At 73.2% G+C, this 25011-nt stretch carries 27 protein-coding genes; 13 read left to right on the top strand and 14 right to left on the bottom strand.

Features of this window, described 5'->3' with window-relative positions; all coding sequences use genetic code 11:
- The first annotated feature begins 113 nt into the window (after positions 1-113).
- The gene (locus ACYVG5_RS07340) at positions 114-368 is read left to right on the top strand and encodes a hypothetical protein (protein ID WP_222044468.1); all 255 of its coding nucleotides are present in this window, start codon (positions 114-116) and stop codon (positions 366-368) included.
- Positions 369-389: 21 nt separating this feature from the next.
- Here the strand turns inward: ACYVG5_RS07340 and ACYVG5_RS07345 are convergent, their stop codons facing one another.
- Both ACYVG5_RS07345 and ACYVG5_RS07350 read right to left on the bottom strand, forming a co-directional pair.
- Positions 390-1631 carry an acyl-CoA dehydrogenase family protein gene (locus ACYVG5_RS07345; protein ID WP_222044471.1) on the bottom strand — a complete coding sequence of 414 codons (1242 nt, stop codon included), beginning with the start codon at positions 1629-1631 and terminating at the stop codon, positions 390-392.
- A 33-nt stretch (positions 1632-1664) separates the two neighbouring features.
- Positions 1665-2174 carry a mycothiol transferase gene (locus ACYVG5_RS07350; protein ID WP_222044473.1) on the bottom strand — a complete coding sequence of 170 codons (510 nt, stop codon included), beginning with the start codon at positions 2172-2174 and terminating at the stop codon, positions 1665-1667.
- Between the two features lie 133 nt (positions 2175-2307).
- Between ACYVG5_RS07350 and ACYVG5_RS07355 the strand changes: the two genes are divergently transcribed.
- Together ACYVG5_RS07355 and ACYVG5_RS07360 are read left to right on the top strand one after the other, a co-directional pair.
- The gene (locus tag ACYVG5_RS07355) at positions 2308-2874 is read left to right on the top strand and encodes a universal stress protein (protein WP_222044475.1); all 567 of its coding nucleotides are present in this window, start codon (positions 2308-2310) and stop codon (positions 2872-2874) included.
- Positions 2875-2933: 59 nt separating this feature from the next.
- Entirely contained in the window at positions 2934-3968 is a 1035-nt protein-coding gene (locus ACYVG5_RS07360; RefSeq protein WP_222044477.1) for an ion channel, read from the top strand.
- 6 nt (positions 3969-3974) lie between these two features.
- Here the strand turns inward: ACYVG5_RS07360 and ACYVG5_RS07365 are convergent, their stop codons facing one another.
- The 3 genes from ACYVG5_RS07365 to ACYVG5_RS07375 all read right to left on the bottom strand — a co-directional run bounded on the left by ACYVG5_RS07365 (position 3975) and on the right by ACYVG5_RS07375 (position 6139).
- Positions 3975-4475, bottom strand: a complete 501-nt coding sequence (locus ACYVG5_RS07365; protein ID WP_222044479.1) for a GAF domain-containing protein — start codon at positions 4473-4475, stop codon at positions 3975-3977.
- Positions 4476-4585: 110 nt separating this feature from the next.
- Positions 4586-5080: a DUF2505 domain-containing protein gene (locus ACYVG5_RS07370; RefSeq protein WP_222044481.1), complete on the bottom strand. Its 495-nt coding sequence runs from the start codon at positions 5078-5080 to the stop codon at positions 4586-4588.
- Positions 5081-5131: 51 nt separating this feature from the next.
- Positions 5132-6139, bottom strand: coding sequence for a hypothetical protein (locus ACYVG5_RS07375; RefSeq protein WP_222044483.1), 1008 nt, complete (start codon positions 6137-6139; stop codon positions 5132-5134).
- 274 nt (positions 6140-6413) lie between these two features.
- Here ACYVG5_RS07375 and ACYVG5_RS07380 point away from each other — a divergent pair, with 274 nt between their 5' ends.
- Complete coding sequence (locus ACYVG5_RS07380; RefSeq protein ID WP_460683067.1) at positions 6414-6638, top strand: DUF3263 domain-containing protein; 225 nt, start codon at positions 6414-6416, stop codon at positions 6636-6638.
- A gap of 196 nt (positions 6639-6834) precedes the next feature.
- On the opposite strand, the gene ACYVG5_RS07385 is transcribed toward ACYVG5_RS07380, so the two are convergent.
- The 3 genes from ACYVG5_RS07385 to ACYVG5_RS07395 all read right to left on the bottom strand — a co-directional run bounded on the left by ACYVG5_RS07385 (position 6835) and on the right by ACYVG5_RS07395 (position 9660).
- Positions 6835-7215 (bottom strand): hypothetical protein, encoded by a 381-nt coding sequence (locus ACYVG5_RS07385; protein WP_222044485.1) that lies wholly within the window; start codon positions 7213-7215, stop codon positions 6835-6837.
- Between the two features lie 85 nt (positions 7216-7300).
- Positions 7301-8689 (bottom strand): FGGY-family carbohydrate kinase, encoded by a 1389-nt coding sequence (locus ACYVG5_RS07390; protein ID WP_222044487.1) that lies wholly within the window; start codon positions 8687-8689, stop codon positions 7301-7303.
- On the bottom strand, positions 8686-9660 hold the full coding sequence (locus ACYVG5_RS07395) for a 1-phosphofructokinase family hexose kinase (protein WP_222044489.1): 975 nt from the start codon (positions 9658-9660) through the stop codon (positions 8686-8688). The genes ACYVG5_RS07390 and ACYVG5_RS07395 overlap by 4 nt, the downstream gene beginning before the upstream one ends.
- Before the next feature lie 129 nt (positions 9661-9789).
- On the opposite strand from ACYVG5_RS07395, the gene ACYVG5_RS07400 reads away from it, so the two are divergent.
- Positions 9790-10623 carry a class II fructose-bisphosphate aldolase gene (locus ACYVG5_RS07400; RefSeq protein ID WP_222044491.1) on the top strand — a complete coding sequence of 278 codons (834 nt, stop codon included), beginning with the start codon at positions 9790-9792 and terminating at the stop codon, positions 10621-10623.
- A gap of 9 nt (positions 10624-10632) precedes the next feature.
- On the opposite strand, the gene ACYVG5_RS07405 is transcribed toward ACYVG5_RS07400, so the two are convergent.
- Entirely contained in the window at positions 10633-11886 is a 1254-nt protein-coding gene (locus ACYVG5_RS07405; protein ID WP_222044493.1) for an AGE family epimerase/isomerase, read from the bottom strand.
- Positions 11887-12137: 251 nt separating this feature from the next.
- On the opposite strand from ACYVG5_RS07405, the gene ACYVG5_RS07410 reads away from it, so the two are divergent.
- The 4 genes from ACYVG5_RS07410 to ACYVG5_RS07425 all read left to right on the top strand — a co-directional run bounded on the left by ACYVG5_RS07410 (position 12138) and on the right by ACYVG5_RS07425 (position 16186).
- Positions 12138-13277, top strand: coding sequence for a LacI family DNA-binding transcriptional regulator (locus tag ACYVG5_RS07410; RefSeq protein WP_222044495.1), 1140 nt, complete (start codon positions 12138-12140; stop codon positions 13275-13277).
- On the top strand, positions 13274-14032 hold the full coding sequence (locus tag ACYVG5_RS07415; protein ID WP_222044497.1) for an ATP-binding cassette domain-containing protein: 759 nt from the start codon (positions 13274-13276) through the stop codon (positions 14030-14032). Before ACYVG5_RS07410 ends, ACYVG5_RS07415 begins: the two co-directional genes overlap by 4 nt.
- Positions 14033-14105: 73 nt before the next feature.
- Positions 14106-15206: an ABC transporter permease gene (locus ACYVG5_RS07420; protein ID WP_222044499.1), complete on the top strand. Its 1101-nt coding sequence runs from the start codon at positions 14106-14108 to the stop codon at positions 15204-15206.
- Positions 15203-16186, top strand: coding sequence for an ABC transporter substrate-binding protein (locus ACYVG5_RS07425; protein ID WP_222044501.1), 984 nt, complete (start codon positions 15203-15205; stop codon positions 16184-16186). Before ACYVG5_RS07420 ends, ACYVG5_RS07425 begins: the two co-directional genes overlap by 4 nt.
- Before the next feature lie 68 nt (positions 16187-16254).
- Here the strand turns inward: ACYVG5_RS07425 and ACYVG5_RS07430 are convergent, their stop codons facing one another.
- A complete protein-coding gene (locus ACYVG5_RS07430; RefSeq protein ID WP_460683068.1) occupies positions 16255-16941 on the bottom strand; it encodes a nucleoside/nucleotide kinase family protein in 687 nt (228 codons plus the stop codon).
- Positions 16942-17150: 209 nt separating this feature from the next.
- Here ACYVG5_RS07430 and ACYVG5_RS07435 point away from each other — a divergent pair, with 209 nt between their 5' ends.
- From ACYVG5_RS07435 to ACYVG5_RS07445, 3 genes are read left to right on the top strand one after another with little or no spacing between them, the layout of a single operon-like run.
- A complete protein-coding gene (locus ACYVG5_RS07435) occupies positions 17151-17879 on the top strand; it encodes an SDR family oxidoreductase (RefSeq protein ID WP_222044504.1) in 729 nt (242 codons plus the stop codon).
- A gap of 31 nt (positions 17880-17910) precedes the next feature.
- Positions 17911-18978, top strand: a complete 1068-nt coding sequence (locus tag ACYVG5_RS07440) for a LacI family DNA-binding transcriptional regulator (RefSeq protein WP_246629407.1) — start codon at positions 17911-17913, stop codon at positions 18976-18978.
- A complete protein-coding gene (locus tag ACYVG5_RS07445; RefSeq protein WP_222044505.1) occupies positions 18975-20459 on the top strand; it encodes a mannitol dehydrogenase family protein in 1485 nt (494 codons plus the stop codon). Before ACYVG5_RS07440 ends, ACYVG5_RS07445 begins: the two co-directional genes overlap by 4 nt.
- Before the next feature lie 282 nt (positions 20460-20741).
- On the opposite strand, the gene ACYVG5_RS07450 is transcribed toward ACYVG5_RS07445, so the two are convergent.
- A complete protein-coding gene (locus ACYVG5_RS07450) occupies positions 20742-20915 on the bottom strand; it encodes a hypothetical protein (RefSeq protein ID WP_460683069.1) in 174 nt (57 codons plus the stop codon).
- An 834-nt stretch (positions 20916-21749) separates the two neighbouring features.
- Here ACYVG5_RS07450 and ACYVG5_RS07455 point away from each other — a divergent pair.
- On the top strand, positions 21750-22247 hold the full coding sequence (locus ACYVG5_RS07455) for a hypothetical protein (protein ID WP_222044508.1): 498 nt from the start codon (positions 21750-21752) through the stop codon (positions 22245-22247).
- Between the two features lie 234 nt (positions 22248-22481).
- Here ACYVG5_RS07455 and ACYVG5_RS07460 read toward each other — a convergent pair whose 3' ends face one another.
- From ACYVG5_RS07460 to ACYVG5_RS07470, 3 genes are all read right to left on the bottom strand, one after another.
- A complete protein-coding gene (locus tag ACYVG5_RS07460) occupies positions 22482-24128 on the bottom strand; it encodes an IS1634 family transposase (RefSeq protein ID WP_222044509.1) in 1647 nt (548 codons plus the stop codon).
- Between the two features lie 296 nt (positions 24129-24424).
- On the bottom strand, positions 24425-24739 hold the full coding sequence (locus ACYVG5_RS07465; protein ID WP_222044510.1) for a HepT-like ribonuclease domain-containing protein: 315 nt from the start codon (positions 24737-24739) through the stop codon (positions 24425-24427).
- Positions 24736-24984, bottom strand: coding sequence for a nucleotidyltransferase domain-containing protein (locus ACYVG5_RS07470; protein ID WP_222044511.1), 249 nt, complete (start codon positions 24982-24984; stop codon positions 24736-24738). The genes ACYVG5_RS07465 and ACYVG5_RS07470 overlap by 4 nt, the downstream gene beginning before the upstream one ends.
- Positions 24985-25011 lie beyond the last annotated feature (27 nt).

Genomic DNA, 25011 nt, shown 5'->3' on the forward strand with positions numbered 1-25011 from the left:
CCGCGTCACGTCCGACGGTAGCGCGGCGGGCGGGGGCCGTGGGGTCGCCCCGCGCCGACGGATCGTTGCCGCTTCCGGTGGTCGCGGGATGTGTTCCGGGGCACAATGGAGTCGTGGGCAATTACGTCGTCGGGTTCGCCCGACCAGACCGTCGGTCCTGGGCTCAGCCCGTCGACCAGCCGGCCTCCTGGCACGCCGTCGAGGCGCACCGTCCGGCCGACGAGCTGGACGGGGAGGTGGAGCTCGCCGTCTGCGGCGCCATCGTCCAGGTGTGGGGATCGCTGCGCTGGAACCGGCTCGGCGCCGGTCGCACCGCCTGCGCCGACTGTCGCCGGGTCACCGCGGCGCAGCTCCAGCGCGCGGGCTGAACGCTCGGATCGACCCGCCGCTCAGAGCGACTGCGGCGGCTCCGGTGCCGGCTCCGCCGCCCGGACCTTCCGCCGGCCGGTGATCGCCGAGATCCCGGTGACCTCCCGGCCGACGATGAGCGACTGCACGTGGTCGGTGCCCTCGAAGGTGTAGATCGCCTCGATGTCGGCGTGATGCCGGGCGATGTGGTGCTCCAGCAGGATCCCGTCGCCGCCGAACAGATCGCGGGCGTCGGCCACGATCTGCCGGGCCTTCCGGCAGTTGTTCATCTTCGCCAACGACGCCATCGCCGCGGTCATCCGCCCCTGGTCGGCCAGCTTGGACAACCGCCAGCTCAGCAGCTGCATGCTGGTGATCTCGGCGAGCATCCGGGCGAGCTTGTCCTGCACGAGCTGGTAGCCGGCGATCGGCTGGCCGAACTGCTCGCGCTGCAGCGTGTGGGCCAGCGCGAGCTCGTAGGCGGCCTCCGCGACCCCCAGCGCCCGCCAGGCGACGGTGTACCGGGTGCGGTCCAGCACGAGGGAGACGTCGGTGAAGGAACGGCAGTGGGCGAGCTTGTTCTCCGCCGGCACCCGGACCCCGTCGAGGGTGATCTCGGCCTGCCACACCGCGCGCAGCGCGGTCTTGCCGGTCATCCGGGTCGCCGTCCAGCCGGCCGAGCCCCGCGGGACGACGTAGCCGCCGACGTTCCCGTCCTCGTCGCGCGCCCAGATGAGCACGAGGTCGGCGATCGTGCCGTTGCCGATCCACTTCTTGGCGCCGGTGAGCACCCACTCGTCGCCGTCCCGGCGGGCCCGGGTCTCCAGCGCGACGGCGTCCGACCCGTGCTGGGGCTCGGTCAGCCCGAAGGCGCCGATGGTCTCCATCCGGGCCATCGCCGGCAGCCAGCGCTCGCGCTGCTCCTCGCTGCCCAGCATGGCGATCGACTGCATCGCCAGGAAGCTGTGCACTCCGTAGAAGGTGCCCAGGCTGCCGTCGGCGCGCGCCCACTCCGCGGCCACCAGCCCGGCCGCGACCGCGCTCATGCCCGGTGAGCCGTACCCCTGCACCGTGCCACCGGCGATGCCCAGCCCGGCGATCCCCGGCAGCAGCGGGAACGGGAACTCGGCCCGCTCCCAGTAGCCGTTGATCACCGGGGTGACCTCGCGGGCGCAGAAGTCGCGCACCCGGTCCCGGACCTCGATCTCGGCCGGTTCCAGCAGGTCCTCGAGGGCGTAGAAGTCGACGGCCGGGGCGGTGGGATGGGTGCCAGCAGCGCTCACCCGGGCGACGTTACCTGCGGGTAGGCACCGGGGTCAGCGCTGTTCGAGCACCCCGCGCAGGAAGGCCGCCTGACCGGCGTGCTGCAGGTCATCGGTGACCACGCTGACCAGTCGGACGCCCAGGGTGACCGGCGGGTCCCAGCGGGTGTCGACGACGCGGTCGAGGTCGTCGGTGGTGACCGCGGCGAGGAACTCCGCCGTGCGCCGGTGCACGTCGGCGTGGTACTCGACGAGCAGCTGCGGATCGTCGACCCGGACGGCGGCGACGTCGGCGCTGCTGGCGCCGTAGCCGGTGGCGCCCGCGTCGAAGGGCAGCGCGAACCGCCCGGTCCAGCCGGCCGCCGTCCAGGCCTGCTCCTGCCCGGCGACCTCGGCGACGTGGTCGTCCTGCACCCGGGTCAGGTGCCAGACCAGCCAGGCGATCGTGTTGGCCTCCGGGGCCACCCGGGCGGTGAGCAGGTCGGTATCGATCCCCTCCACCGCGCCCCGGACGGCTTCCTCGACGTTGTCGAAGGCGTTCAGCAGCAGCTCGTGACTCTCCATGGGACGGCGCTACCCCGGGCCGGCCGGCAGCCAACCGCCGGGCGGCGGGCCGGCACCGACGGCGAACCCTGGATCTTCTGCGTGCGGGCGAGGACCCTGGAGTCAGCGGGGTACCGATCGAGGAGGTGGCGTCATGACCGACCAGACTCCGCTGGTCGAGGACGAGGACGAGGCCGAGGTCGAGCAGCTGCACGGCCCGCGCGTGGTCGTCGGTGTCGACGGCTCGGCGGGCGGCCGGACCGCACTGCTGTTCGCGCTGCACGATGCGGCGCGACGCGGGGTGCCGGTGGAGGCGGTGGGCGCCTACGCCGATCCCGACCGCTGGATGGACCTGTACGTGCTCGGCGACCACGCGGCGGACCAGGTCGGGGCCGCAGCGGTCGACCGCGTGCGCGGCTGCGTCGCCGACGTGCTGCCGGAGGGGCCGCAGCCGCCACCGCAGGTGCACCTGCGGGTGGAGCAGGGTTCCGCGGCGGACGCGCTCGTCCGGGCGTCGCACGATGCGGACCTGCTGGTGGTGGGCAGCCGGGGGCACGGCGGGTTCGCCAGCATGCTGCTGGGCTCGGTGAGCATGCAGTGCGTGCAGCACGCGACGTGTCCGGTCACCGTCGTGCACTCGCCGGAAGCCCATCACCATCGACTGCACCTGCGCCGTAGCCACCACGAGGAGGCTGGGCAGGCGGACCCGCCGGTCGGCTGAGCGTTCCTGCGGCCCGGAGACGGTAGGTTGCCCCGACCGTCGTCCCCGGCAGGAGGCCCGTGCTGTTCTTCCTCACCCGGCTGACCCGCCTGCTGGGCGGCCGGCTCATGGGCTGGCGGCTGCCGCTCGCCGTCATCGTGGGGGTGTTCCTCACCAGCTGGCTGGCCATGGCCCTGGTCGAGCCGGCCGACAGCGGGATCGCCGCGCCGGGCAACTACTGGTGGTACTTCGTCGTCACCGCCGCCACGGTCGGCTACGGCGACTTCTTCCCGGTGTCGACGGCCGGCCACGTGGTCGGCACCTACGTGATCGTCGGTGGCATCGTCACGCTGACGCTGCTGTTCACGCGGCTGGCCGACTACCTGCAGTCGGTCCGTGGCAAGCGCCTGAGGGGTGTGGTCGGACTGGACCTGGCAGATCACGTCGTCGTCCTGGGGTACACCCCCGGGCGCACCGAGCGGATGCTGGCCGAGCTCGCGGCCGAGGGCCGCGCCAGCATCGCGTTGTGCGCCTGGGACGGCGACGTCCCCCAGAACCCGGTGCCCGAGCAGCAGGCGGTCTCCTTCGTGCGCGGCGACCTCACCAACGTCGACGTCATGACCCGGGCGTCGGTCGCGCGCGCCCGGACGGTCATCGTCGACGGCCGGGACGACAACGAGACGCTCGCGATGGCCGTGGCGGTCGACCACGCCAACCCCGGCGTCCACATGGTCGCCGCGCTGCGGGACCTCGGCCGCCGGGAGAGCCTCCGCTACGTCAATCCGGGGATCGCCTGCGTGCAGTGGCACATGCCCAGCCTCATCACCGAGGAGGCGTGCGACCCGGGGCTGACCGAGGTCTACAGCGACCTGATGACCAGCGGCGGGCACGGCAACACCTACTCCCTGCGCCTGCCCGCCGGCCACCGCTTCGCCACGTTCGGCGCCTGCCAGGTGCACCTGGGGGAAACCTTCGGAGCCACCGTCCTGGCAGTGCGCGACGCCGACGGCCTGACCGTCAGCCCGCCGTGGGACCGCCCGATGCCGGTCGGGACGACGCTCTACTACGTCGCCGGCCGCCGGATCGAGGCCCGGGAGCTGGCCCCTGCCCGCTGACCGCCGTCACTCCCCGGGCTGGGCCGGGGTCGCCCGGAGCTGCGGCCCGACCAGCGCGATCAGCGTGCTGAGCATCCGCGCGGTCATCTCGACGACCGGCAGGTTGCGGGCCAGGCTGCGCGGTTGGGCCCGGGCGGAGACGCCGCACAACGTGCCGAAGACCGTTCCGTCCCGGTCCACCAGCGGCACGCCGACGTAGGCGGCGACCCGCTCGGCACGCGCGTTGAGCGGCTGGGCGTAGGCGGGGGTGGCGGCGGTGACGGTGGAGACGCGCGGGCCGGTGCCGCTGACCATCTTGCGACAGAAACTCTGGTCCCAGGGCATGGCGGTGCCCACCGGCACCGCCTCGAACGGGTGGGCGTGCAGCACGATCTGCTGGTCGCCCTGCACGCGGGTGAGCATCCACACGTCCAGGCCCACCGTGCGGTGCAGGAAGGCGAGGGCGCTGCGGGCGGCCGACGGCCAGTCCTCGAAGGGGACCACGTCGTCCACTGCGGACGGAACCATGCCGTTTCCTTATGCCGGTAGGGGCCGGGAGTCAACACGAAGGGGCGCCCCGTGGCCGAAGCGTCGCCGGGCCGCTCGCGATCCGACGGGCGCACTGCGTGGGTGGACGGCTACCGGCCGAGCCAGCGCCGCAGGAGATCGTGGTCGCGGCGAGCGACCACCATCGCCAGCTCCCGGACGGCGGCCTCGGCCTGCCGGCCGATCAGCGGTGCATCGACCGTGGCCTCGCCCGTGACGGTCGAGCGGGTGCCGCCCCCGGAGGGGACGAGCCGGCGTTCCCCGGTGACGCCGGCCAGCCGCCCGAACACCCGGGCGTGCACCTCGACGACCGCGCGGTGGCCGGTGCCGCCGTCGGTGGACCAGGTCTGCCGGTCGACGACGGCCACCTCCGCCCCGACGAAGCGGGCGAAGACCGGCGGGATGCCCGCCGTGGGGGTGGTCAGGCGGACGGTGGTCCGGTGCCCACCGTCGACCGGGACGCTCTGCACGTCCTGCACGCGGGTGCCGAGCGCGTCGGCCCGCTCCCGGAGGAACGTCTCGTCGAGGAGGACGGCGAGCACCTCGTCCGGGCCGGCCGGGTAGGTCGCGCTGTGGTCGAAGGGCACGTCCCATCCTCGACCGGACCGGCGCTCCTGCGCGCGGCGGGGCGGCGGAGGTCAGGCCGCGCAGCGGCCACCGGAGGACAGGGCGCCGGCCTGGACCGGGAGGCCGGGACCGGGGTCGACGATCACCTCGGTGACGCCGGTGATCGCACCCGCGCAGCGGCCGGACTCCGAGGAGCCGCTGTCCCGGCCGTCGACCCAGACGTCGAGCCACGTCGAGGCGTTGGACGGGTAGCCGGTGTGGCAGGCGCCGTGCTGGGGTGCGCCGCCGTCGCCGCAGGTGTCCTCCACGATCAGGTAGCGGCTGAACGCGGGCACGTAGAAGCGGGTGCCGGCCGGCCAGTCGAGCACGCTCCGGCCGCTGGACTTGTCGTGGCCGACGGCCAGGGTGATCGGGTCCTCGAACGTGCCGGTGCCGCCGGCCGTCTCGTGGATCTGCGGGTGGGAGATCTGCGGGCTGCCGGCGGGGGTGTTGTCGTGCCAGGTGTACCCGGTGAGGTAGGCCTGGATCGTCTGCCCGGAGCCTGCCGCGACCTGGGCGGGCACTGCGGCCGGCTTCGGGGCGGGTTTCGGGGCGGGGGCGGGCTTCGGGGCGGGCTTTGGCTCGGGCGCGGGTTCCGGGGCGGGCGCGGGGGCCGGTTCGGGCGCGGGGGCCGGCGGCTCCAGGGCCTGCGTGGTCTGCGTGGGAACCGGGCCCGGTGCCCGGGTGGTCTCGCCGATCGTCGTCGAGGGGGCCGCGGTGCTGGCCTCCGGCATCGTGGTGGGGCTCGGCGAAGGGAGGGCGGGGACGCGGTGCACCCGGGAGGCCCGGTCGGTGCCGGCGAGGCTGTTCCGGCCGGCGGCCTGGTCGGCCGTCGCGGCGACCTCCACCGAGGTGGCGGCGGTGTCGCCGTCCTCCAGCACCAGCGTGCCCAGGGCGGCAGCCATCACCACGACGGACAGGGCGCCGAGGATGCCGGCGTTCCGGGGCCGGCCCCCGACGGCATGCCGGTGCCGCAGCGAGGTGGTCCGTGTCGCAGTGGTCCGCGTCGAGGTCGTCCGGGCCGATGGGGTGCCGCGCATGTGGTGGTCCTTTGGTTTGCTGATCGTGCCCGGTGCTGAGACGTCCGGTTCGCGCACGGGAGGGACCACGCAATGCAGTCGACACGCCGCCGGGCGGGACGAAACTAGCCGGGCTGGTTCGGTGCCGATAGAGGCATCGCCACATCCGTCACAGGAGTCACACGGCTGTGCTGCTGCGTCGCCGGGCGCCGCGCACGGGGGCCCGCGGAACGCCGCGCGAGCCGCGCCGACTGCGGGGGCCGTTCTGTCGGTGCCCCGGCCTAACGTCCGGCCCGTGCCCGAGCTGACCGACGACGAACTCGCCCTGCTGGACTTCGAGGACCAGTGGTGGCGCCATCCGGCTGCCAAGGAGAACTCGATCCGCGGCCAGTTCGGGCTGGCGCCGACCAGGTACTACCAGCGGCTCAACACCCTGGTGAACCGGCCCGAGGCAGAGGCCGCGCGCCCGGTCGTGGTGCGGCGCCTGCAGCGGCTGCGGGCCACCCGTACCCGGGGCTGAGACCGCGGGGCGGCCCCACCGGCCCGGTGCTGGACCGGCGAGGCCTGGGCGCTCCGACCTCCCGGGACACCCGCAGCGCCTGCGGGCCACTGTGCGCCCCTCCGGCAGGCCAGGCCACCGGAGCCGGCGTCGCGGCGCGCTCGGTCCGGGCCGGCGGCATCCATGACCGGCGCCCCACCGGGCGGGGCGCCGGAGGTCAGTGCCGGTCGAAGAGGACGACCCGGGCGGGCTCGACGGTGAACGGGTTGGCCCACTCCGAGGCGGCGCCGGTGATCGGCTGGGCGTCGGTGACCACTGTGAAGGGCGACCCGGGGTAGATGGCGAGCACCCGGGAGGTGGAGGTCAGCGTCTCGATGCGCTCGATCAGCTCACCGCGCCGCAGCTGCCGCGTCGTCCGCTCGCCCCGCAGCTCCTCCCCGACCTCGGCCACCCACTCCGCGCCGTCCTGGGAAAAGGCGATCGAGCGCACGCGCTCCCCGCGCGGCGCCGGGGCGCCTCCGGCGAACTCGGCGAACGCCTCGTAGAGGCGCTCGGCCTGGTCGTCGTCGCCGGCGCGCGGAACGAAGAAGGCCACCATGCCCGCATTGTCGCCGTCGGTACCGACGGTTGCGCCGGCACCGGCGCCGGCGAGGTCGCTCGAGCGCCACCGGGGCGCTCGGCAGTCAGCCGAACGCGCGGGCGTACTCCTCGCGGCGCGCCGGCGGGATCTCCGGGTCGGCGCTGCGTCGCGGGACCGGGGGCGGCAGGACACCGGTGACCCCGCGCACGGCCAGCTGCGCGGCGCCCAGCGCCGTGGCCTCCTGGGCGTCGACGAAGGCCGCGGCGCCCTCACCGATGGCCGTGCGGATCTCCCGCCAGGCCGGTGAGCTCGCGGGCGTGCCCGCAAGCAGGCGCTGGACGATGGCCCGGCCGGCGGTGCGGCTCAGGTCGCGGGTCATGTCCCGGGACGCCACCGCGGTGGTCTCCATGAGGGCGCGCAGCAGCGTCGCCGGGAGGACGTCGAGCGGCAGGCCCGCCAGGGTGAGCCGCCGGTCGGCGGAGATCTGCCCGCGCACGCCGCGGCTGCCGACCGGCTCCCCGGCGAGCAGGGTGTCCAGCGGAGTGGCGGGGTCGAGGCCCAGCAGGCGGGTCCAGGAGAGGTACAGCCCTCCGGAGGGAAGCGCTGCGTGCAGGTAGAACAGCCCGTCGGTGACGAAGCAGCCGACCTCGCTGCCGGCGGTCGCCGCGGCGTCGAGCGAGTCGGTGACCAGGAGGTGCGCCTCGGAGGTACCGGCCGAGACGAACAGGTCGCCGGGGGAGCGGGCGCCGGCGGCCAGCGCGCCGCAGAAGTGGTCGTGCCCGCCGGTCACCAGCGGAACGCCGGACGCGATGCCGAGCTCGGCGGCCGGCCCGGCGCCCAGCTCGCCGACGACGGTGCCCGAGGGCACCAGCCGGGGCAGGGTCAGGTGACCGGTGCCGACCACGGCCAGACCCTCGGGACGCCAGGACCGGGTCGGGGCGTCGAACAGGCCGGTCCGGGAGGCGTGCGAGTGGTCCATGACCAGGTCGCCGGGGCCCAGCGAGGACAGCAGCCAGCTGCCCAGGTCGGTGAGCGTCGTGGCCGCCTGCGCCTGCGCCGGACGGGTCCGGGCCCACCAGGCGAGGGTGTGGACGGTGTACTCCGGGTGCCGCAACCCGGTGACCGGGGCGCGACGGTCGAGGTCGGCGGCGTGCTGCCGGGCCGGGCCGTGCCCGACGCCGGAGAACCAGGTGGGCACGTCCCCGACCGGGCGGGCCGCGGCGTCGAGCAGCACGGCCTCCTCACCGACCGACGTCACGGCGATGCCGCCCAGCGCCGCGCGCGCCTCGGGGCCGGCCTCGGCGAGGGCGCGCCGGGCCGCATCCACCGCGACGTCCCGGACCGCCGCGGGGGAGTGGACGGCGACGCCGTCGGCGTCGCCCTGCGGCGTGGGGGCGGCGGCCGCGGCGAGGACGGTGGAGCCGTCCGGCGCGAGCAGCACCGCCTTGGTGCGCGTCGTGCCGACGTCGATCCCGAGGAAGGTGGCGGTCACTCGCCCACCCCCGGGACGGCGGTGGCGATCGCCCGGGCCCGGAGCTCGGCGACCTCGGCGGGGCCGCTGAGGTCCGGTTCGAGCCGGGCGGCGTTGGCAGCGCCGGCGGCGGCGCCGGTGCGCAGCGCCGTCTCCCGGTCCTCGCCGTGCGCCAGGGCCGTGACGAAGCCGGCCAGCATCATGTCGCCGGACCCGGTGGCGTTGACGACGGACACGGCGGGGCTCGCCACCTCCCACCCCTCGGTCGCCGACCGGTAGGACAGGCCGGCCGCGCCGCGGGTGACGACGACCGCTCCGACCCCGGCCGCCAGCGCCCGCGCCATGAGGATCGGGAGGTCCGCGTCGCCCTCGGCCGGGTCGGTGAGCCCGGCGTCGGCACGCAGCTCGTCCTCGTTGACCTTGAGCACGTCCGGGCCGGACCGGATGGCCGGCGCCAGCCCGGGCCCGGAGGTGTCGACCACGGTGAGCACCCCGCGCCCGCGCAGCGCGGTGACGCACCGGGCGTACAGGTCCGGCTGGGCGCCGCGCGGCAGGCTGCCGGTGCACACGACCAGGTCGCCCGGGCGTACCGCCGCCAGCAGCCCGTCGACCAGGGCGTCCACGTCCGCGGGGCGCACCTCGGGCCCGGGCTCGTTGACCACGGTGGACGCGCCCGTGGCGCTGTCGACGACGACCGTGCTCACCCGGGTCTCCCCGGCGATGGGGACGTGCCGGTCCTCGACTCCGAGCTCCCGGCAGCCGGCCGAGATCTGCGCGCCCACCGATCCGCCGACGAAGCCGTGCAGCGCTGCCCGGCCGCCCAGCCGGACCACGCCGCGGACGACGATCATGCCCTTGCCACCGGGCCGGCTCACCACCTCGGTCGCGCGGTTGACCTCGCCGACCAGCAGCCGGGGCACCACCTGCAACCGGTCCTGGGCGGGGTTCGGTCCGACGACGTGGACCGTCGGGCCTGCGGGGGGTGCGTGCACGTGTCCTCCTGGTCCGGCCGGTGCTCGCTCCGCAGGCTAGAGGGATGCTGCTGCTACTTTCGCCGCCGGGCCGGGGTCGACCCTGATCCCCGGACGGTCCCGGCGACATGCCGACCCGAGGAGCACGCCGTGCCACGCACAGCACTGACCGACGTCCTGTCCGGGGCGCAGCGGGGGCGCGCCGGGCTGGGCGCCTTCAACGTCATCCAGCTCGAGCACGCCGAGGCGATCGTCGCCGGGGCCGAGGCCGCCGGCCGGCCCACCGTGCTGCAGCTGAGCGAGAACGCCGTCCGCTACCACGGCGCGCTGGCGCCGGTCGGGCGGGCGATGCTCGAGATCGCCGACGCGGCCGACGTGCCGGTGGTGGTGCACCTGGACCACGCCACCGACGTCGAGCTGGTGGCGCAGGCGCTGGCGCTGGGGTTCACCTCGGTGATGTTCGACGGCTCCACCCTGGCGGTCGAGGAGAACCTGGCCGCCACCCGCGGCGTCGTCGAGCGGGCGCATGCCCTCGGCGTCTCGGTGGAGGCCGAGATCGGCGAGATCGGCGGCAAGGACGGCGTGCACGCCCCCGGTGTGCGCACCCGGCCGGAGGATGCCGCACGGTTCGTGGCGGCGACGGGCATCGACGCGGTCGCGGTGGCGGTGGGCAGCTCCCATGCCATGACGACGCGCACGGCGCAGCTCGACCTGGACCTGATCAGCGCCATCCGGGATGCCGTGCCGGTGCCGCTGGTGCTGCACGGTTCCTCCGGTGTCCCGGACGACCACCTGCGGGAGGCGGTCGCGGCCGGCATGACGAAGATCAACATCTCCACGCACCTGAACGGCACCTTCACCGACCGGGTGCGGCAGGTGCTGGCCGCCGACCCGGCGCTGGTGGACCCGCGCAAGTACCTGGGCGCGGCGCGGACGGCGACCGCGCAGGAGGTCGAGCGGCTGGTCCGCCTCCTCGCGGACTGACCGGTCGGGTCAGGCGCCGCCCAGCTCCTGGCGGAGGGCGGCGGCGAGCACCGGGGCCAGCGGGAGCTGGGGGAGCAGCGTCGCCTGGTAGGCGTGGTAGACGTCCGGCTTGCCCGACCAGACGGACTCCGCGTCGCCGACCGGCAGCTCGTGCACCCAGCTGCCGCGCTCCCGGTCGAGGAAGCGGGTGGCGGCCTCGTCCCAGAAGGTGCGGTACCAGCGCTCGTAGCCGGCATCGCCGGTCCGCCGGACGAGCGCGGCCGCCGCGCCGATGGCCTCGGTGAGCACCCAGTGCAACCGGGAGGCGACGACGGGCCGGTCCGCCCAGTCCAGGGTGTAGACGAAGCCGGGCTCGCCGTCGGGTGCCCAGCCGACCTCCACGGCGGCGTCGAACAGGCTGCGGGCGTCGGGCAGCAGCCAACCGGGGGCGTCGGCACCCAGCGCGGCTTCCAGGTGGAGCAGCAGCCGCGACCACTCCAGCCAGTGCCCGGGGGTGGAGCCATAGGGGCGGAACTTGTCGTTCTTGCGGTCGGCGTTGTAGTCGGGAAGCGGCTGCCACTGCGGATCGAAATGCTCGGGCATGCGCCAGCCGTTCGCCCGGGTCGCATGGTGCACCAGCCGCTCGGCGATGCTCAGGGCCCGGGTGAGCCACCGGTCCTCGCCGGTGACGGCCGCTGCGGTGAGGAAGGCCTCGACCGTGTGCATGTTGCTGTTCGCGCCGCGGTAGGGCTCCAGCTCCGTCCAGGTCCGGTCCCAGCTCTCCACGCTGCGGCCCTCCTCGGCCGACCAGAAGTGCTCCTCGACCACGGCGAGCGCCTCCTGCAGCAGCTCCGCGGCGCCCGGTCGCCCTGCCGCGGTCGCGCTGGCGGCGGCCAGCACGACGAAGGCGTGGTCGTAGGCGGACTTGCCCGTGGCGGCAGGCGCACCCTCGGCGGTCAGCGACGAGTACCAGCCGCCGTGCTCGGCGTCCCGGAAGGGGCCGGTCAGCGCGGCCAGCCCGGAGTCGACCAGCGGCCCGGCGCCGGGCCGCCCGCGCAGGTGGGCCAGGGCGAAGACGTGGGTCATCCGGGCGGTGATCCACAGCTGGGGTGCCTGACCCGGGTCGGGGCGGCCGTCGTCGTCGAGCCAGGCGAAGCCCGTCGTGCCGCCGCCGGCGGCCTCGGCGAAGGCGAGCAGCCGCTGTCCCTCACGCTCCAGCCAGGCGCGGTGGCCCGGCAGCGTGGTCCAGGAGCCGGACTGCGGGGAGTCACCGGTCGTGGGCATGGGTCCTCCTCGGGGGGTGGCCGTCCGGGGCCGGCCGGAGCGGTCGGTGCAGGGACATTAGCTGTCTGCGACGGCTGTGTCTCAGCCAGATATCGGTTGCTTGACATCGATGACAACGCGGTTGTTCGATGACCCAGGTCACCCGGTGACCGCTCATCGACCCGCAAAGGTGCGTGCCGTGCCCGTTCCCGCTCCGGCTGCCCGTCCGCTGGACGGCGGCGGTCCTGCGGCGGTGCCGGAGGGCGGCGGTCGTGCCTGAGCGCGTCACGCTGCGTGACGTTGCGCGCATCGCGGCGGTGAGCGCGAAGACCGTCTCCCGGGTGGTCAACGGCGACGCGCACGTCACCCCCAGCACCCGGGCCCGGGTGCAGCAGGCGATCGCCGACCTCGGCTTCCAGCCCAACCTGGTGGCCCGGTCGCTGCGCGTGGGCCGCACCGACGTGGTCGGTCTCGTGGTCGAGAGCCTCGCCGACCCGTTCTTCGCCCGGCTCACCAGCGCCGTCGAGCAGGCGGCCCACGAGCGGGGGCTGGCGGTGATGGTCTCCAGCGTCGGCAACCGGGCGCCGGAGCGGGAGTCGGTGATCGTGGAGAGCCTGCTCGTCCGCCAGGTCGCCGGCCTCATCGTCGCCCCGATGGCGCAGAACTCGGCCTACCTCGCCGGCGCGGGCCGGCGGACGCCGATCGTGTTCGTGGACCGGCTCCCCGAGGGGATCGTCAGCGACGCCGTCCTGGTCGACGACCTCGCCGCCGGGGAGATGGCGACCCGCCACCTCCTCGACCACGGCCACCGCCGGATCGCCTTCCTGGGCTCCGAGCTGCGCAACCCGACGACGCGGCTGCGGCTGGCCGGCTACCGCCGGGCGCTGGCCGCGCGCGGGCTACCCGACGACGGGTCGCTGGTGGCCGTGGGTGCCGGATCGGCCCGCGAGGCCGGCGCGGCGGCCGAGGAGCTGCTCGCCGGCTCCCGGCCCCCCACGGCGATCTTCTCCTCGAACATGCGCTGCTCGCTGGGGCTGGTGCCGCTGCTGCACGGCCGCGGGCGCACCGACGTGGCGGTGGTCAGCTTCGACGACTTCCCGATGGCCGACTCGCTCGTGCCGGCGGTCACGGTCATCGACCACGACCCCGAGGTCATCGGCCGCGCCGCCGCGGAGCGGCTGTTCCGCCGGCTCGAGGACCTGGACGCCCCCGCGCAGACGGTTCTGGTGCCGTTTCGCCTGGTGCCGCGGGGCTCCGGCGAGCTGCCGCCGCCGGCGGGGCACGTCCAGACCCGGCACCAAGCCCAGGACCGTCGCTTCGAGCAGGACAGGGAGCAGGACATGGTGCACCACGCAGGAGAAGGGAGGGCGTCGACCATGACGTCGCCGCACGCACAGGAGGGGGCACGGTGACCCCCGCCCTCGAGGCACGGGGCCTCCGTCGCGAGTTCGGGCACGTGCGTGCCCTCGACGGTGCCGACTTCGACGTCGACCCCGGTGAGGTGGTCGCCCTCATCGGCGACAACGGTGCCGGGAAGAGTACCCTGGTCAAGGCGTTGTCGGGCTCGCTCGCGGTCGACTCCGGCGAGCTGTACAGCGACGGTCAGCGGGTCGCGATCGACACCCCGGCCGCCGCGCGCTCGCTGGGCATCGAGACCGTCTACCAGGACCTCGCGCTCGCCCCGCACCTCGACCCGGTGCAGAACATGTACCTGGGCCGGGAGGTCATGCGGTCCGGCCTGCTCGGTCACCTGGGGTTCATGGACCACGTCGAGATGAAGGAGAACACCCGCCGGGCGTTCGCCGACCTCGGAGCGACGGTGCGCGACTTCGCCGCACCCGTGGGCTCGATGTCCGGCGGTCAGCGGCAGCAGATCGCCGTCGCGCGCGCCGCCGCGTGGGCCAGCCGGGTGATCTTCCTCGACGAGCCCACCGCGGCCCTCGGCGTCGTGCAGACCCGCAACGTGCTCGACCTGATCCGGCGGGTACGCGACCGCGGCATCGCCGTGGTGCTCATCAGCCACTCGATGCCCCACGTCATCGAGGTGGCCGACCGCATCCAGGTGCTGCGGCTGGGCCGGCGGGTGGCGACCTACGACGCGAAGAAGACCTCGATGGAGGAACTGGTGGGGGCCATGACCGGCGCGATTAGCCAGGGGGCGACGTGAGCGAGCTTGCGAGTTCACGCATGAGCACAGCAGCTCCGCGAACGCGGTTGACGAGCGCCAGCGAGGAGGACGCGTGAGCACCGCGACGGGGCAGCAGCAGGCCGCCGCGCCCGCCGACGAGGAGCAGCCGAAGACCCCGCTGCAGCGGCTGCTCGGCGCCCAGGCGTTCCAGATCCTGGGCGTGCTGCTCATCCTCATCGTGCTGTTCAGCATCGCCGAGACCGACGCGTTCCTGTCGGTGAACAACTTCCGCAACGTCGTCGTCAACGTCTCGATCCTGGCGATCCTCGGCGTCGGGATGACGTTCATTATCATCACCGGCGGTATCGACCTGTCCGTCGGCAGCGTGCTCGTCTTCAGTGGCGTGGTCGCGGCCAAGGTCATGGACGCCCTGGGCGGGGAGGGCGTCGGCGTCTCGGTCGTCGGCGCCCTGGCCGCCTGCGCCTCGGGCACGTTGTGGGGCCTGTTCAACGGCGTGCTCGTCGCCCGGGCGAAGGTGCCGCCGCTGATCGTCACGCTGGGCACCCTGGGCATGGCGCTGGGCGGTGCGCAGATCATCACCGGCGGCATCGACCTGCGCGGCGCCCCCACGGTGCTGACCGACACGATCGGCTTCGGGCGGCTGTTCGGCCAGATCCCCTACCTGGCGATCATCGCGCTGGTGGTCGTGGCGCTCGGCGCGGTGATCCTGCACCGCACCCGCTTCGGGCGCTACACCTACGCCGTCGGCTCCAACGACGAGGCCGCGCGGCGGGTCGGCGTGAAGGTCGACCGGCACCTGATCCTCGTGTACACGCTGGCCGGCTTCTGCGCCGGCCTGGCCGGGATCCTGAACCTCGCGTTCTACGCGTCGACCACGATCGCCGGGCAGTCGAACACCGCCCTCAACGTCATCGCCGGCGTCGTCATCGGCGGCACCAGCCTCTTCGGTGGCATCGGCACGGTCGCCGGCACGGTGATCGGCCTCTTCATTCCCGCGGTGCTGCAGAACGGCTTCGTGATCATGGGTGTCCAGCCCTTCTGGCAGCAGGTCGTCGTCGGGGCGTTCCTCATCGCCGCGGTCTACGTCGACCAGGTCCGCCGCGCCGCGGCCACCCGCGGAGCGAGCAGCCGCCGGTCCTTGTCCTCCCGGTTCTCCCGCCCATCAGGGGCACGTCGAAAGGAATCACAGTGAACAGAAGCACCACTGCGAAGATGGCCGCCATCTCGGCGCTGGCCCTCGGCCTCACCGCGTGCGGCGGTGACGACGCCGGCGGCGGCGGGGCCGCTGCAGGCGGCGAGGAGGCCTACGAGGTGGCTTTCGTGCAGGGCGTCGCCGGCGACGAGTTCTACATCACGATGCAGTGCGGCATCGAGGAGGCGGCCGAGGAGCTCGGCGTCGAGGTCACCACCCAGGGCGCGCAGCAGTTCGACCCCGCGCTGCAGACCCCGATCGTCGACAGCGTCGTGGCCAGCTCGCCGGACGGGCTGCTCATCGCCCCGACCGACGTGAGCGCGATGTACCGCCCGATCAAGGCGGCCGCGGACGCCGGCATCACCGTCGGCCTGGTCGACACCACCCTGGAAGACCCGTCGATGGCCGTCACCCAGGTCGCCTCGGACAACGAGGGTGGTGGGGCCGCGGCGTTCCAGGCGATCCAGGAGGCCAACCCCGACGGCGGCAAGGTGCTCGTCGTCGGGCACGAGCCCGGCATCAGCACCAACGAGTTGCGGATCAAGGGCTTCCTGGACGCCCTGGCCGAGGACCCGAAGTTCACCGCGCTGCCCACGCAGTACGCGCAGAACGAGGTCGCCGAGGGGGCCCGCATCGTCACTTCCACGCTGCAGGCCCACCCCGACCTGATCGGGATCTTCGGCACGAACCTGTTCGCCGCGGAGGGCGCCGCGACCGGGCTGCGCCAGGCCAATGCCGCCGACCGGGTCACCGTCGTCGGCTTCGACGCCGGCCCGGCCCAGGTGGAGGCGCTGGAGAACGGCACCGTGCAGGCCCTCGTCGCCCAGCAGCCGGCCGAGATCGGCAAGCAGGGCCTGGAGCAGGTCGTCGCCGCGCTGAACGGTGAGGAGCCCGAGGCCGAGATCCAGACCGGGTTCACGATCCTCACCCAGGAGAACCTGGCCGACAACCAGGACGCGGTGTACCGCTCCGACTGCTGATCCACCGGCGATGCACGGCGCCCCGTCCCTCTCGCGAGGGGCGGGGCGTCGTGCGTCCGGGCCGGGCGTCAGCCGGGGACGCCGTTCCCGGGCGCCTCCGGGACGTCCAGGTGGACGACGAGGTCGGCGCGCGACCGCGAGGGCTCCACCGTGCGGGCGTTGCGGCCGTCGACGCGGCGGACCCAGTCCTCGGCCGCCTCCGCCTCGTGGCCGTAGGACCGCCGCCGGCGGAGCAGGCGCTGCTCGCGCACCCCCGGCGGGACGTCGAGGTACCAGACCTCGTCCAGGCAGGCGCGCACCGCCGACCAGCCGTGCTCCTCCAGCAGCAGGTAGTTCCCCTCGGTGAGGACCAGGGGCGTGGCCGGGGCGACCGGGACGGCGCTGCCGATGGGCTCCTCGAGGGCACGGTCGAACACCGGCGCGTAGACCGGCACCGCGGGCGGCGTCCGCAACCGGGTGAGCAGGGCGACGTAGCCGTCGACGTCGAAGGTGTCCGGCGCGCCCTTGCGGTCCCGGCGCTGCAGGCGTCGCAGCTCGACGTCGGCGAAGTGGAACCCGTCCATCCCCACCAGGGCCGCCTGCTCGCCGAGCGAGCCGAGCAGCGCCGCGCACAGCGTCGACTTGCCCGCTCCCGGGGCACCGGTGATGCCGAGGATGCGCCGGGCGCCGGACCGGGCGAGGCCGGCCGCCCGCTCGGCGAGTTCCGCCGGCGTGGCACGGACCACCGGAGGATCGCCGGAGGTTGGTCGGGGCACGGGTGCACGTCCTTCCTGGCGGGCCGGGCCGGCACCTGCGGCCGGGTGCGCCGGGGCCCGGCTGGCGTCCGACCGCGATGTCCGGGTCGGCGACAGGCTACCCATGTCACCGGTGACATGGGTGCCGGTCGTGTGGTTGCATCGCCTGCGTACCCACCGTCCACCGGCGGTGCGCGACCACGCTGGACCTGCTGAGGAGATGCGCTCGCATGACGGACTTCAACGGCCGCACCGTGCTGGTCACCGGGGCCACCGGGGGCATCGGCGGGGCCACGGTCCGCCACCTCGTCGCCGCCGGCGCCGACGTTCTCGCCAGCGGCCGGTCGGCCGAGGGGCTGGCGGCGATCGCCGCCGAGACGGGCTGTCGCACGCTGGCGTTCGACCTGACCGCCGAGGACAGCGTCCGCTCCGCGCTGGAGGGGCTGGACCTGTGGGGCGTGGTGAACTGCGGCGGGTTCGGCGGCGAGATCGCCACCCCGATGGACACCGACATCGCCGTCTTCGACAAGGTCATCAGCATCAACGCCCGCGGCGCGCTGCTGGTGACGAAGTACGCCTCCGCCTCGATGATCCGGCTCGGTCAGGGCGGATCGATCGTGAACGTCTCCAGCCAGGCGAGCCTGGTGGCGTTGTCCGGCCACATCTCCTACGGCTCGTCGAAGGCGGCGCTGGACAACATCACCCGGGTCTCGTCCCTCGAGCTGGGCAGGTACGGCATCCGGGTCAACAGCGTGAACCCGACCGTGGTGATGACCGAGATGTCGGCGTTCTACTGGGGGCGCCCGGAGATCGAGGGGCCCTTCCTCGACCAGATGCCGCTGGGCCGGTGGGCGACCGAGGACGAGATCGCCGCGCCGATCGTGTTCCTGCTCAGCGACGGCGCATCGATGATCTCCGGGGTGTCGCTGCCCATCGACGGCGGCTACACCGCCCGCTGACGGCCGCCTTCCCGGCCACCAGGCGACAGCGATGACGACGATGCGGGACGTCGCCGCCCGCGCCCGGGTCAGCGCCAAGACGGTCTCCCGGGTGTTCAACGACGACCCGCACGTGCTGCCGGAGACCCGGGCGCGGGTGACCGAGGCGCTGCGCGAACTCGGGTACCTCCCCAACTCGCTGGCCCGCACCTTCCGCACCGGTCGGCCGCCGGTGCTGGGCGTGGCCGTGCCCGATCTCGCCGACCCCTTCTTCGCCGTGCTCGCCACAGCGGTGGAGCAGGTGGCCGCCCGGGCCGACATGGCCGTCGTGGTCAGCAGCCTCGGCTACGACCCGGCCCGGGAGGCGGTAGCGCTGGAGTCGCTGCTGCGCCGCTCGCTCAGCGGGCTGGTGGTCGCGCCGACGTCACAGGACCAGGGCCACCTGGGCACCTGGGCCGCCCGGCTGCCCGTCGTCTTCGTCGACCGCCCGCCCCGCGGGCTGACCGCCGACGCCTTCACCGGCGACGACCACGAAGGTGGCCGGCTCGCCACCGCGCACCTGATCGCGCACGGCCACCGGGACATCGCCTTCGTCGGGGACAGCCCGGCGATGACCACCACCGGCGAGCGTCTCGCCGGCCACCGGTCGGCGCTGGCCGACGCCGGGCTGCGGCCGAGGGACGAACTGGTCGCGTTCGGTGCCGGCGACCGGGGGAGCGCCGAGCGGGTGGTGGGCCGGCTCCGGTCGGCTGTTCCGCCACCGACGGCGCTGGTCAGCGGCGACGCCCGGACGACGATGACGCTCGTCCCGGCGCTGGCCGGCAGCAGCTGGGCCGTCGTCGGCTTCGGTGACTTCCCGATGGCGCACATGCTCTCGCCGGCGGTGACCGTCGTCGACCAGGACCCGGCCGCCCTCGGGCGGCTGGCCGCCGAGCGGGTGGTCGAGCGGCTGGGGGCGCCCGAGCGCCGGTTCCGCCGGCACACGGTCCTCCCGGTCCGCCTCGTGGAGCGCCGGTCCTGCTGGTCGCCGGCGGACGCGTCGGCCCTGTTCCCGTCCTCGTGCCCGCGGGCCGTCGTCGCGGCCAGCCCACCGCCACTCGCAGAGGAGCCTCCGCCGTGACCGCCACCCCGCTGAGCGAGACGACCCTGGCCGTGCTGCCCGAGGCGGTGCGGCGGCCGGCCTACGACCGCACCGCGGCCGGCAGCGGCGTCGTCCACCTGGGCGTCGGGAGCTTCCACCGGTCGCACCAGGCGGTCTACTTCGACCGGCTGCTGGCCCGCGGGCACGCGGGCTGGGGGATCACCGGCGTCGGGGTGCTCGCCGCCGACCGCCCGCTGCACGCCGCGCTGCGGGCCCAGGACGGGCTCTACACGCTGGTGCTGAAGGCCCCGGACGGGTCGATCGAGCCGTCCGTGATCGGCTCGCTGCTGGAGCTCCTGCTGCTGGACGACGACCCCGAGGCGGTGCTGGCGGCGATGGCCGCGCCGGCGACCCGGCTGATCACGCTGACCATCACCGAGGGCGGTTACAGCACCGACAAGTCCACCGGCCGCTTCCGGCTGGACGACGCGCTGGCCGCCGACCTCACCGGCCCGCGTCCCCGCACCGCGTTCGGGCTGCTCACCGAGGCGCTGCGCCGGCGGCGCGCGGCCGGGACGCCGCCGTTCACCGTCGTCTCCTGCGACAACGTGGAGAGCAACGGTGACCTCGCGCGCCAGACGCTGCTGGAGTTCGCCCGGCTGCAGGAGGCGCGCACTGGTGACGGGCTGGCCGGCTGGATCGCCGCCTCCGTCGCCTTTCCGAACTCGATGGTCGACCGGATCACCCCGGCCACCACCGACGGGGACCGCCGGCGGCTGACGGCCGAGACCGGCGTGGCCGACCGGTGGCCGGTGGTCGCCGAGCCGTACCTGCAGTGGGTGCTGGAGGACCGGTTCAGCGATGCGCGCCCGCCGCTGGCGGAGGTCGGTGTCCAGCTGGTGGATGACGTGCGCCCGTACGAGCTGATGAAGCTGCGGCTGCTCAACGCCAGCCACCAGGTGATGTCCTACCTGGGGTACCTGGCCGGGCACCGGCGGGTCGACGAGGTGCTGGCCGACCCGATCTTCGCCGAGCTGATCGAGCGGTACATGCGGGACGAGGCCACGCCCACGCTGCCGCCGGTGCCGGGCACCGATCTCGCGGCGTACCGGCGCACCCTGCTCGAGCGCTTCGCGAATCCCGCCGTCAGCGACACGCTGGCCCGCAACTGCGCGGAGGGATCGGAGCGGATCGCCACGTTCGTGCTGCCGGTGATCCGCGAGCAGCTGGCCTCCGGCGGCGCGGTCGACCTGGCGGTGCTCGCCGTGGCCGCCTGGGCGCGGTACGCCATCGGTACCGACGAGGCCGGCGAGCCGATCCCGGTGGTGGACGCCCGGCAGGACCGGCTGGCCCCGCTGCTCGCCCGCTGGGCCGAGGACCCGCTCGCCGTGCTGTCGGTCGGGGAGGTGTTCGGCGACCTCGTCGGCGACGAGCGCTTCCGCGCCGCCTACCGGCGGGCCGCCGGGCTGCTGGCCCGCTACGGTGCCCGCGGCGCCGTAGCGCACGTGCTCGGCTCCTGAGATCGGGCGTTCGCCGGCCCGGCAAGCCGCTGGCCTGGTGATTCGCGGTGGGGCGGGTGGGGCGGGTGGGGCTCGAACCCACGACCCAGGGACTATGAGTTTTCTCCGCTCGTCCGCGTCACCTCGCCGTTTCCGTTCCGGGTGGGCGTCTTGCGGGCATGGTGCGGGCACGGTGGGCGTGTCCTGCGGGGATGCCCTCGGGTAGCTGAGCGGCCCGCGAAACGACAGAAGGCCCCGCCCTCTCCGAAGGGGGAGGACGGGGCCTTCTTGTCGCTCGGGCGCTTACAGCCCGTTGAGGACCTGCTCGTACTGCGGCCGGGCCTGCTCCGGCGTCCGGGCCGCCGTGTAGGACAGCACGACAAGGCCCCGGCGGTAGGCGCCGGTGTACTCCTCAGCGACGGTCTGTGATTCTGCCTCCGTAGCGAAGCGGATGACCGTGATGTGCTCGGTCGTCACCTGCTGTCCACATCCGGGCAGGCTCGTGCAGCTCCCGCCGGTGGTATCGCGGGAGTCGGTCACCGGAAGCCCGGCCGCCGCGAACGCATCCACAACGGCCTGAGCATCAGTAGTGAAGACGTCGGCAGGAGCGGCGGCGTCGGCCGACGTAGACGTAGGCGGGGACGAGGCCGCATCCTCGGTCCCCGAGTCCCCGCAGGCGGTCAGCGCCAGTGAGGCGGCGGCGAGTAGTGCGAAGGTCGTCTTGCGCATGAAGTCCCCGCGAGTCGTTGGTTGGGCCCGGACCTGTCTACCGACCAGCCGCAGACCGCTCGCTCAGGTTCTTCGGCGTGTTCATGAGCGGGTCGTCTCGTCAGTCACAGGGAGACCATGAGACGCGGAGGACCGGTCAGGGGGCCGATGAGTCAGGCCCGGCGGGCAGCCCTCCGGGGAGCCTCCTCGCGGCCAGCGGCAGCGGAGGAGGCCGGGGCGGGCTTCCTCGGCGTTGTCACGGGCGGCGGCCGGGGCGCCGCCGGTGCCGGTGCCCTTCGGGTAGCGGGCACGGGCGGCGACGCCGTCGGCCCAGCCGAAGCGGCGAGGGCGGCCCTCGGCGGAGATCCTTCGGGCCTCCTGACCGGCCATCTCGTCAGCGAGCTTGGTGCGGAGCTGAGGGCATGTGCTGCTTCGTTCGTGTAGGTATGGGAAGGGGCTCCAAATCGCCGCGAAGGGAAGTGCTCGGTGAGTGGAAGTAGCCGGGTTGCTGAGAGCGCATCTCATCGGGCGGGCAAGCTCGTCAGACAGGCCTGGCGGGCCACGGGAAGGCAGTCGGCAAGCGCGTCACTCGTCATTGCTCTCGTGGCGCTGGTTTTGGCGTGGGCCGCCTGGAAGCGGCCCTATCCGACGGATCCGACGCAGATCCCAACTTGGGGCTTCTCCGATGAGGAGGAGCGGACTATTGACGGACCCAAGGATGCAATGGATTTCATCGGGTGGATCGAAGCGAACGCTGGCCGCAAGGTGCGCATACAGGCGTTTCTTGGCCCGTACTTTGATACCGCCAACGAAGGGGCGGCTTTCGAGACAGAGGAAACGGGCTTCTGGACGCCCGTGGACGAGTGTGGCGACGCCTCCTTGGCGGAGCTGTCTCGAACGTTCTTTACGGGTCCGGTCGATTGCCCAGGCATGGTGCAGTTGCGTCTGGACAATGTTGGTCCAGAGCGGCCGGGGATGTCTCGTGATAGTCGGGGCTGGCAGCTCAATGGCTACTTTGCGGACATCGGCTATCTAGGTATGCAGATGGGGCAGAGTGTGTACTCGGTTACGCCGCTTACCGCAGTAGAAGCGGTCAGTTGAGCGATCACCGGAGCGTTTGACCCGCCCGACCCGACTCCCGAGCGCCCCGTGATCGAGCGTGCGGCAGCCAGTACCAGCCTGTGAAGCGACCAGGAGACCGCCCGGCTGTTGCGTCCCCTGCGGGGTTCCATTGGTGTACCGACATCGATGTATGGCTCGGAGCTCCGCCCCGTGCCCGCTCGCCGCGATGTACGAATCGACCATCCGGTTGTCGTCCGGCCCTCCTGAGTTCGGTCATTTCGTTAGTGCCTGAGGTTCCGGGCCGGTGAGTGCGTCGATGATCGCCTGGCGGTCGCGATCGATCTGGGGCGGGAGCGTGGCGGTGGTGCCGTTGATCGCGATGGTCGCTGAGCGCAGGGGCCGGAGCTGACGGATCACGTTGCGGACCGCCAGACCGGTGCGGTTCTGCACGGTGCGGGCCACGGCAAGAGCGGTGAACACGATGGTCAGGTGCGCTTCGATCGCGTCCCTGGTGCGCACGAACATGGGCCGGGCGGCCAGGTCGGTCTTGCTCATCCGGAAGGACTGCTCCACGTGCCACAGGTCGTGGTAGGAGCTGATGACCTCGCTCCGGGCCATGATCGAGGCCGGGATGTTGGTGACGTAGCCCTTGAGCCCGACCAGTCGCCGGGCGCGGTCCAGGGCCGCCTGGTCCATGCGATGCCCGTCGCCTGTGGCCTTGACGAACCGCGGGGTCCGCGCGGCCTTCTGGCCGTCGATGACCGCACGGGCCCGGTCCTCCTGGGCGGTGAGCGTCCGGTTGTCCCGCGCCGCTCGCTTGGCCGAGTAGGCCCACACCGCCCGCCACGAGCCCGTGTGCTGGTCAGGGTTCCAGACCGGTTCGGCGCGCAGCGCCTGGTCGTTGTCGCGGTTGCGTCCGGTTCTGGGGGTGAGGGTGTCGATGATCTGTCCGTCGGCGAAGGCGTCCCCGTGCCAATGGAAGTGGGATTCCAGGTCGATCGGGGCTTTCGTCACCCGGGACCCGACGATGAAGCGCAGGTTCGCCTCGTCCAGCTCGCGCAGGTTCTTCGCCGAGAGCATGCCGGCGTCGGCGACGATGACCATGTCGGCCAGACCGTGACGGGTCTGGAACTGCTTCACGATCGGGACGATGGTGGCCGTTTCGGCCTGGTTTCCTTCGAAGCAGCCGATCTCCAGCGGAAAGCCATGGCGGTCCACCAGTAGGCCGACGACGATCTGCGGGTCGACCCGGCGTTCCTTGGAGTAGCCGACCTTGCGCAGGTCGTCTTCCTTCTCGGCCTCGAAGTACAACGTGGTCACGTCGTAGAGGCACAGCGAGACGTCTCCGCTGCTCGACGCGTGGTCGAAGCACAAGGCGGCGACCTTGTCGCGGTAGGTGCCCTGGTGCGCGCGGGTCAGGGTGCGGCGCATCGTCCTCTCACTCGCCGGCTTGCCCCCGAGATCGGTGAGCACCCGGCCGGTGTCCAGGATCGAGGTCGGCTCCACCAGCCGGGCGATCATCAGGTCCTGGAAGACCTCGTCGGCCAGCGCGTCGAATCCCAGGCTGGTGAACACTCCGGCGAGCACGTCGTAGAGCACTCGCGAGGCCGTCGCCACGACTCGCGGCGCAGCGACCACCGGGCGCTCCCGCGTCGGGAGAGCTGGCTCCTCGAAGAGGGCCGCCTCGACGGCTGGGCCGATCAGCGACGCCTGCACAGTCATCGGCTCGACGCCGAGGTCGAGCTCACCCTGCCCAGGATCGGCCAACAGTTCGCGCGCCCGTTCCATCAGCAGGCCGAGCTCGGCCTCGGTGTGCGCCGAGCCCACATGCGCGACGATCCGCCGCCGGCCCTTCACCGACTCGGCGATCTGTACGGCCGTCGCCCCCGACGCCGTCCGCACCCGCCGAATCCAGGCCACCCGTCAACCGTAGGCCCCGATTAGTGCCTCAGAAGCGCCTGCCCCGAACCCATCACCCCAGGTCAGCGCGCTGCCACTCACCGATCCGCGAGGCAGTGACCAAACTCAGGTGTGAAGCGACCAGGAGACCGCCCGGCTGTTGCGTCCCCTGCGGGGTTCCATTGGTGTACCGACATCGATGTATGGCTCGGAGCTCCGCCCCGTGCCCGCTCGCCGCGATGTACGAATCGACCATCCGGTTGTCGTCCGGCCCTTATCTCGTTCCAGACCGCCGCTGTATGGCGCTCACCCTCGACTCAGCCGATGTCGTCCAATAGCGGCGCCAACTGGTTATTGACGATGTCGCGGATCATGTCCGCGTTGACGCGAAAGTATTCGTGGACAACTACGTTGCGGAGACCAGCGATCGAGTTCCAAGGCGTGTCCGCGTGCTTCCGCTTGAAGTCTTCGGGCAGGGACTTCACTGCCTCACCGACAACCGCAAGGTTGCGAAGTACGGCGTCATAGGCCATCGAGCCGAGTTCCGCCGAGTCGAGATAGTCGCGGTAGGCGATACAACGCCCGATGGCGATCCGGATGTCCGCCAGGCGCTCCGCGTCCGAGCGGCTCACACTGCCACCGCGTCTGCGAAGGCGGTGGCCGAGACCTCGTCGCGCATGAGCGTTGCCGCCACGACATCGACTCGGACGCCCAGGAGCGCGCTCAGTTCCTCGGCGAGCCCGGCTACACGCAGAAGCTCGTTCCCGGCTCCTGGAGCCAAGTCGACCAGAAGATCCAGATCGCTGTCTTCGTGAGCGTCGCCTCGGGCCACTGATCCAAACAGGCGTGGGTTGCTGGCGCCGTACCGCCCCAGCATCTCCGCAACGCGACTCCGCTGCCCCGT

The sequence above is a fragment of the Modestobacter lapidis genome, assembly GCF_054780755.1.

Excerpts from the sequence above, each read along its gene's own strand:
- ACYVG5_RS07350 (WP_222044473.1), bottom strand. The coding sequence starts at position 2,174 with ATGGAGAGTCACGAGCTGCTGCTGAACGCCTTCGACAACGTCGAGGAA.
- ACYVG5_RS07355 (WP_222044475.1), top strand. The coding sequence starts at position 2,308 with ATGACCGACCAGACTCCGCTGGTCGAGGACGAGGACGAGGCCGAGGTC.
- ACYVG5_RS07365 (WP_222044479.1), bottom strand. The coding sequence starts at position 4,475 with ATGGTTCCGTCCGCAGTGGACGACGTGGTCCCCTTCGAGGACTGGCCG.
- ACYVG5_RS07375 (WP_222044483.1), bottom strand. The coding sequence starts at position 6,139 with ATGCGCGGCACCCCATCGGCCCGGACGACCTCGACGCGGACCACTGCG.
- ACYVG5_RS07385 (WP_222044485.1), bottom strand. The coding sequence starts at position 7,215 with ATGGTGGCCTTCTTCGTTCCGCGCGCCGGCGACGACGACCAGGCCGAG.
- ACYVG5_RS07405 (WP_222044493.1), bottom strand. The coding sequence starts at position 11,886 with ATGCCCACGACCGGTGACTCCCCGCAGTCCGGCTCCTGGACCACGCTG.
- ACYVG5_RS07435 (WP_222044504.1), top strand. The coding sequence starts at position 17,151 with ATGACGGACTTCAACGGCCGCACCGTGCTGGTCACCGGGGCCACCGGG.
- ACYVG5_RS07440 (WP_246629407.1), top strand. The coding sequence starts at position 17,911 with ATGACGACGATGCGGGACGTCGCCGCCCGCGCCCGGGTCAGCGCCAAG.
- ACYVG5_RS07470 (WP_222044511.1), bottom strand. The coding sequence starts at position 24,984 with ATGCTGGGGCGGTACGGCGCCAGCAACCCACGCCTGTTTGGATCAGTG.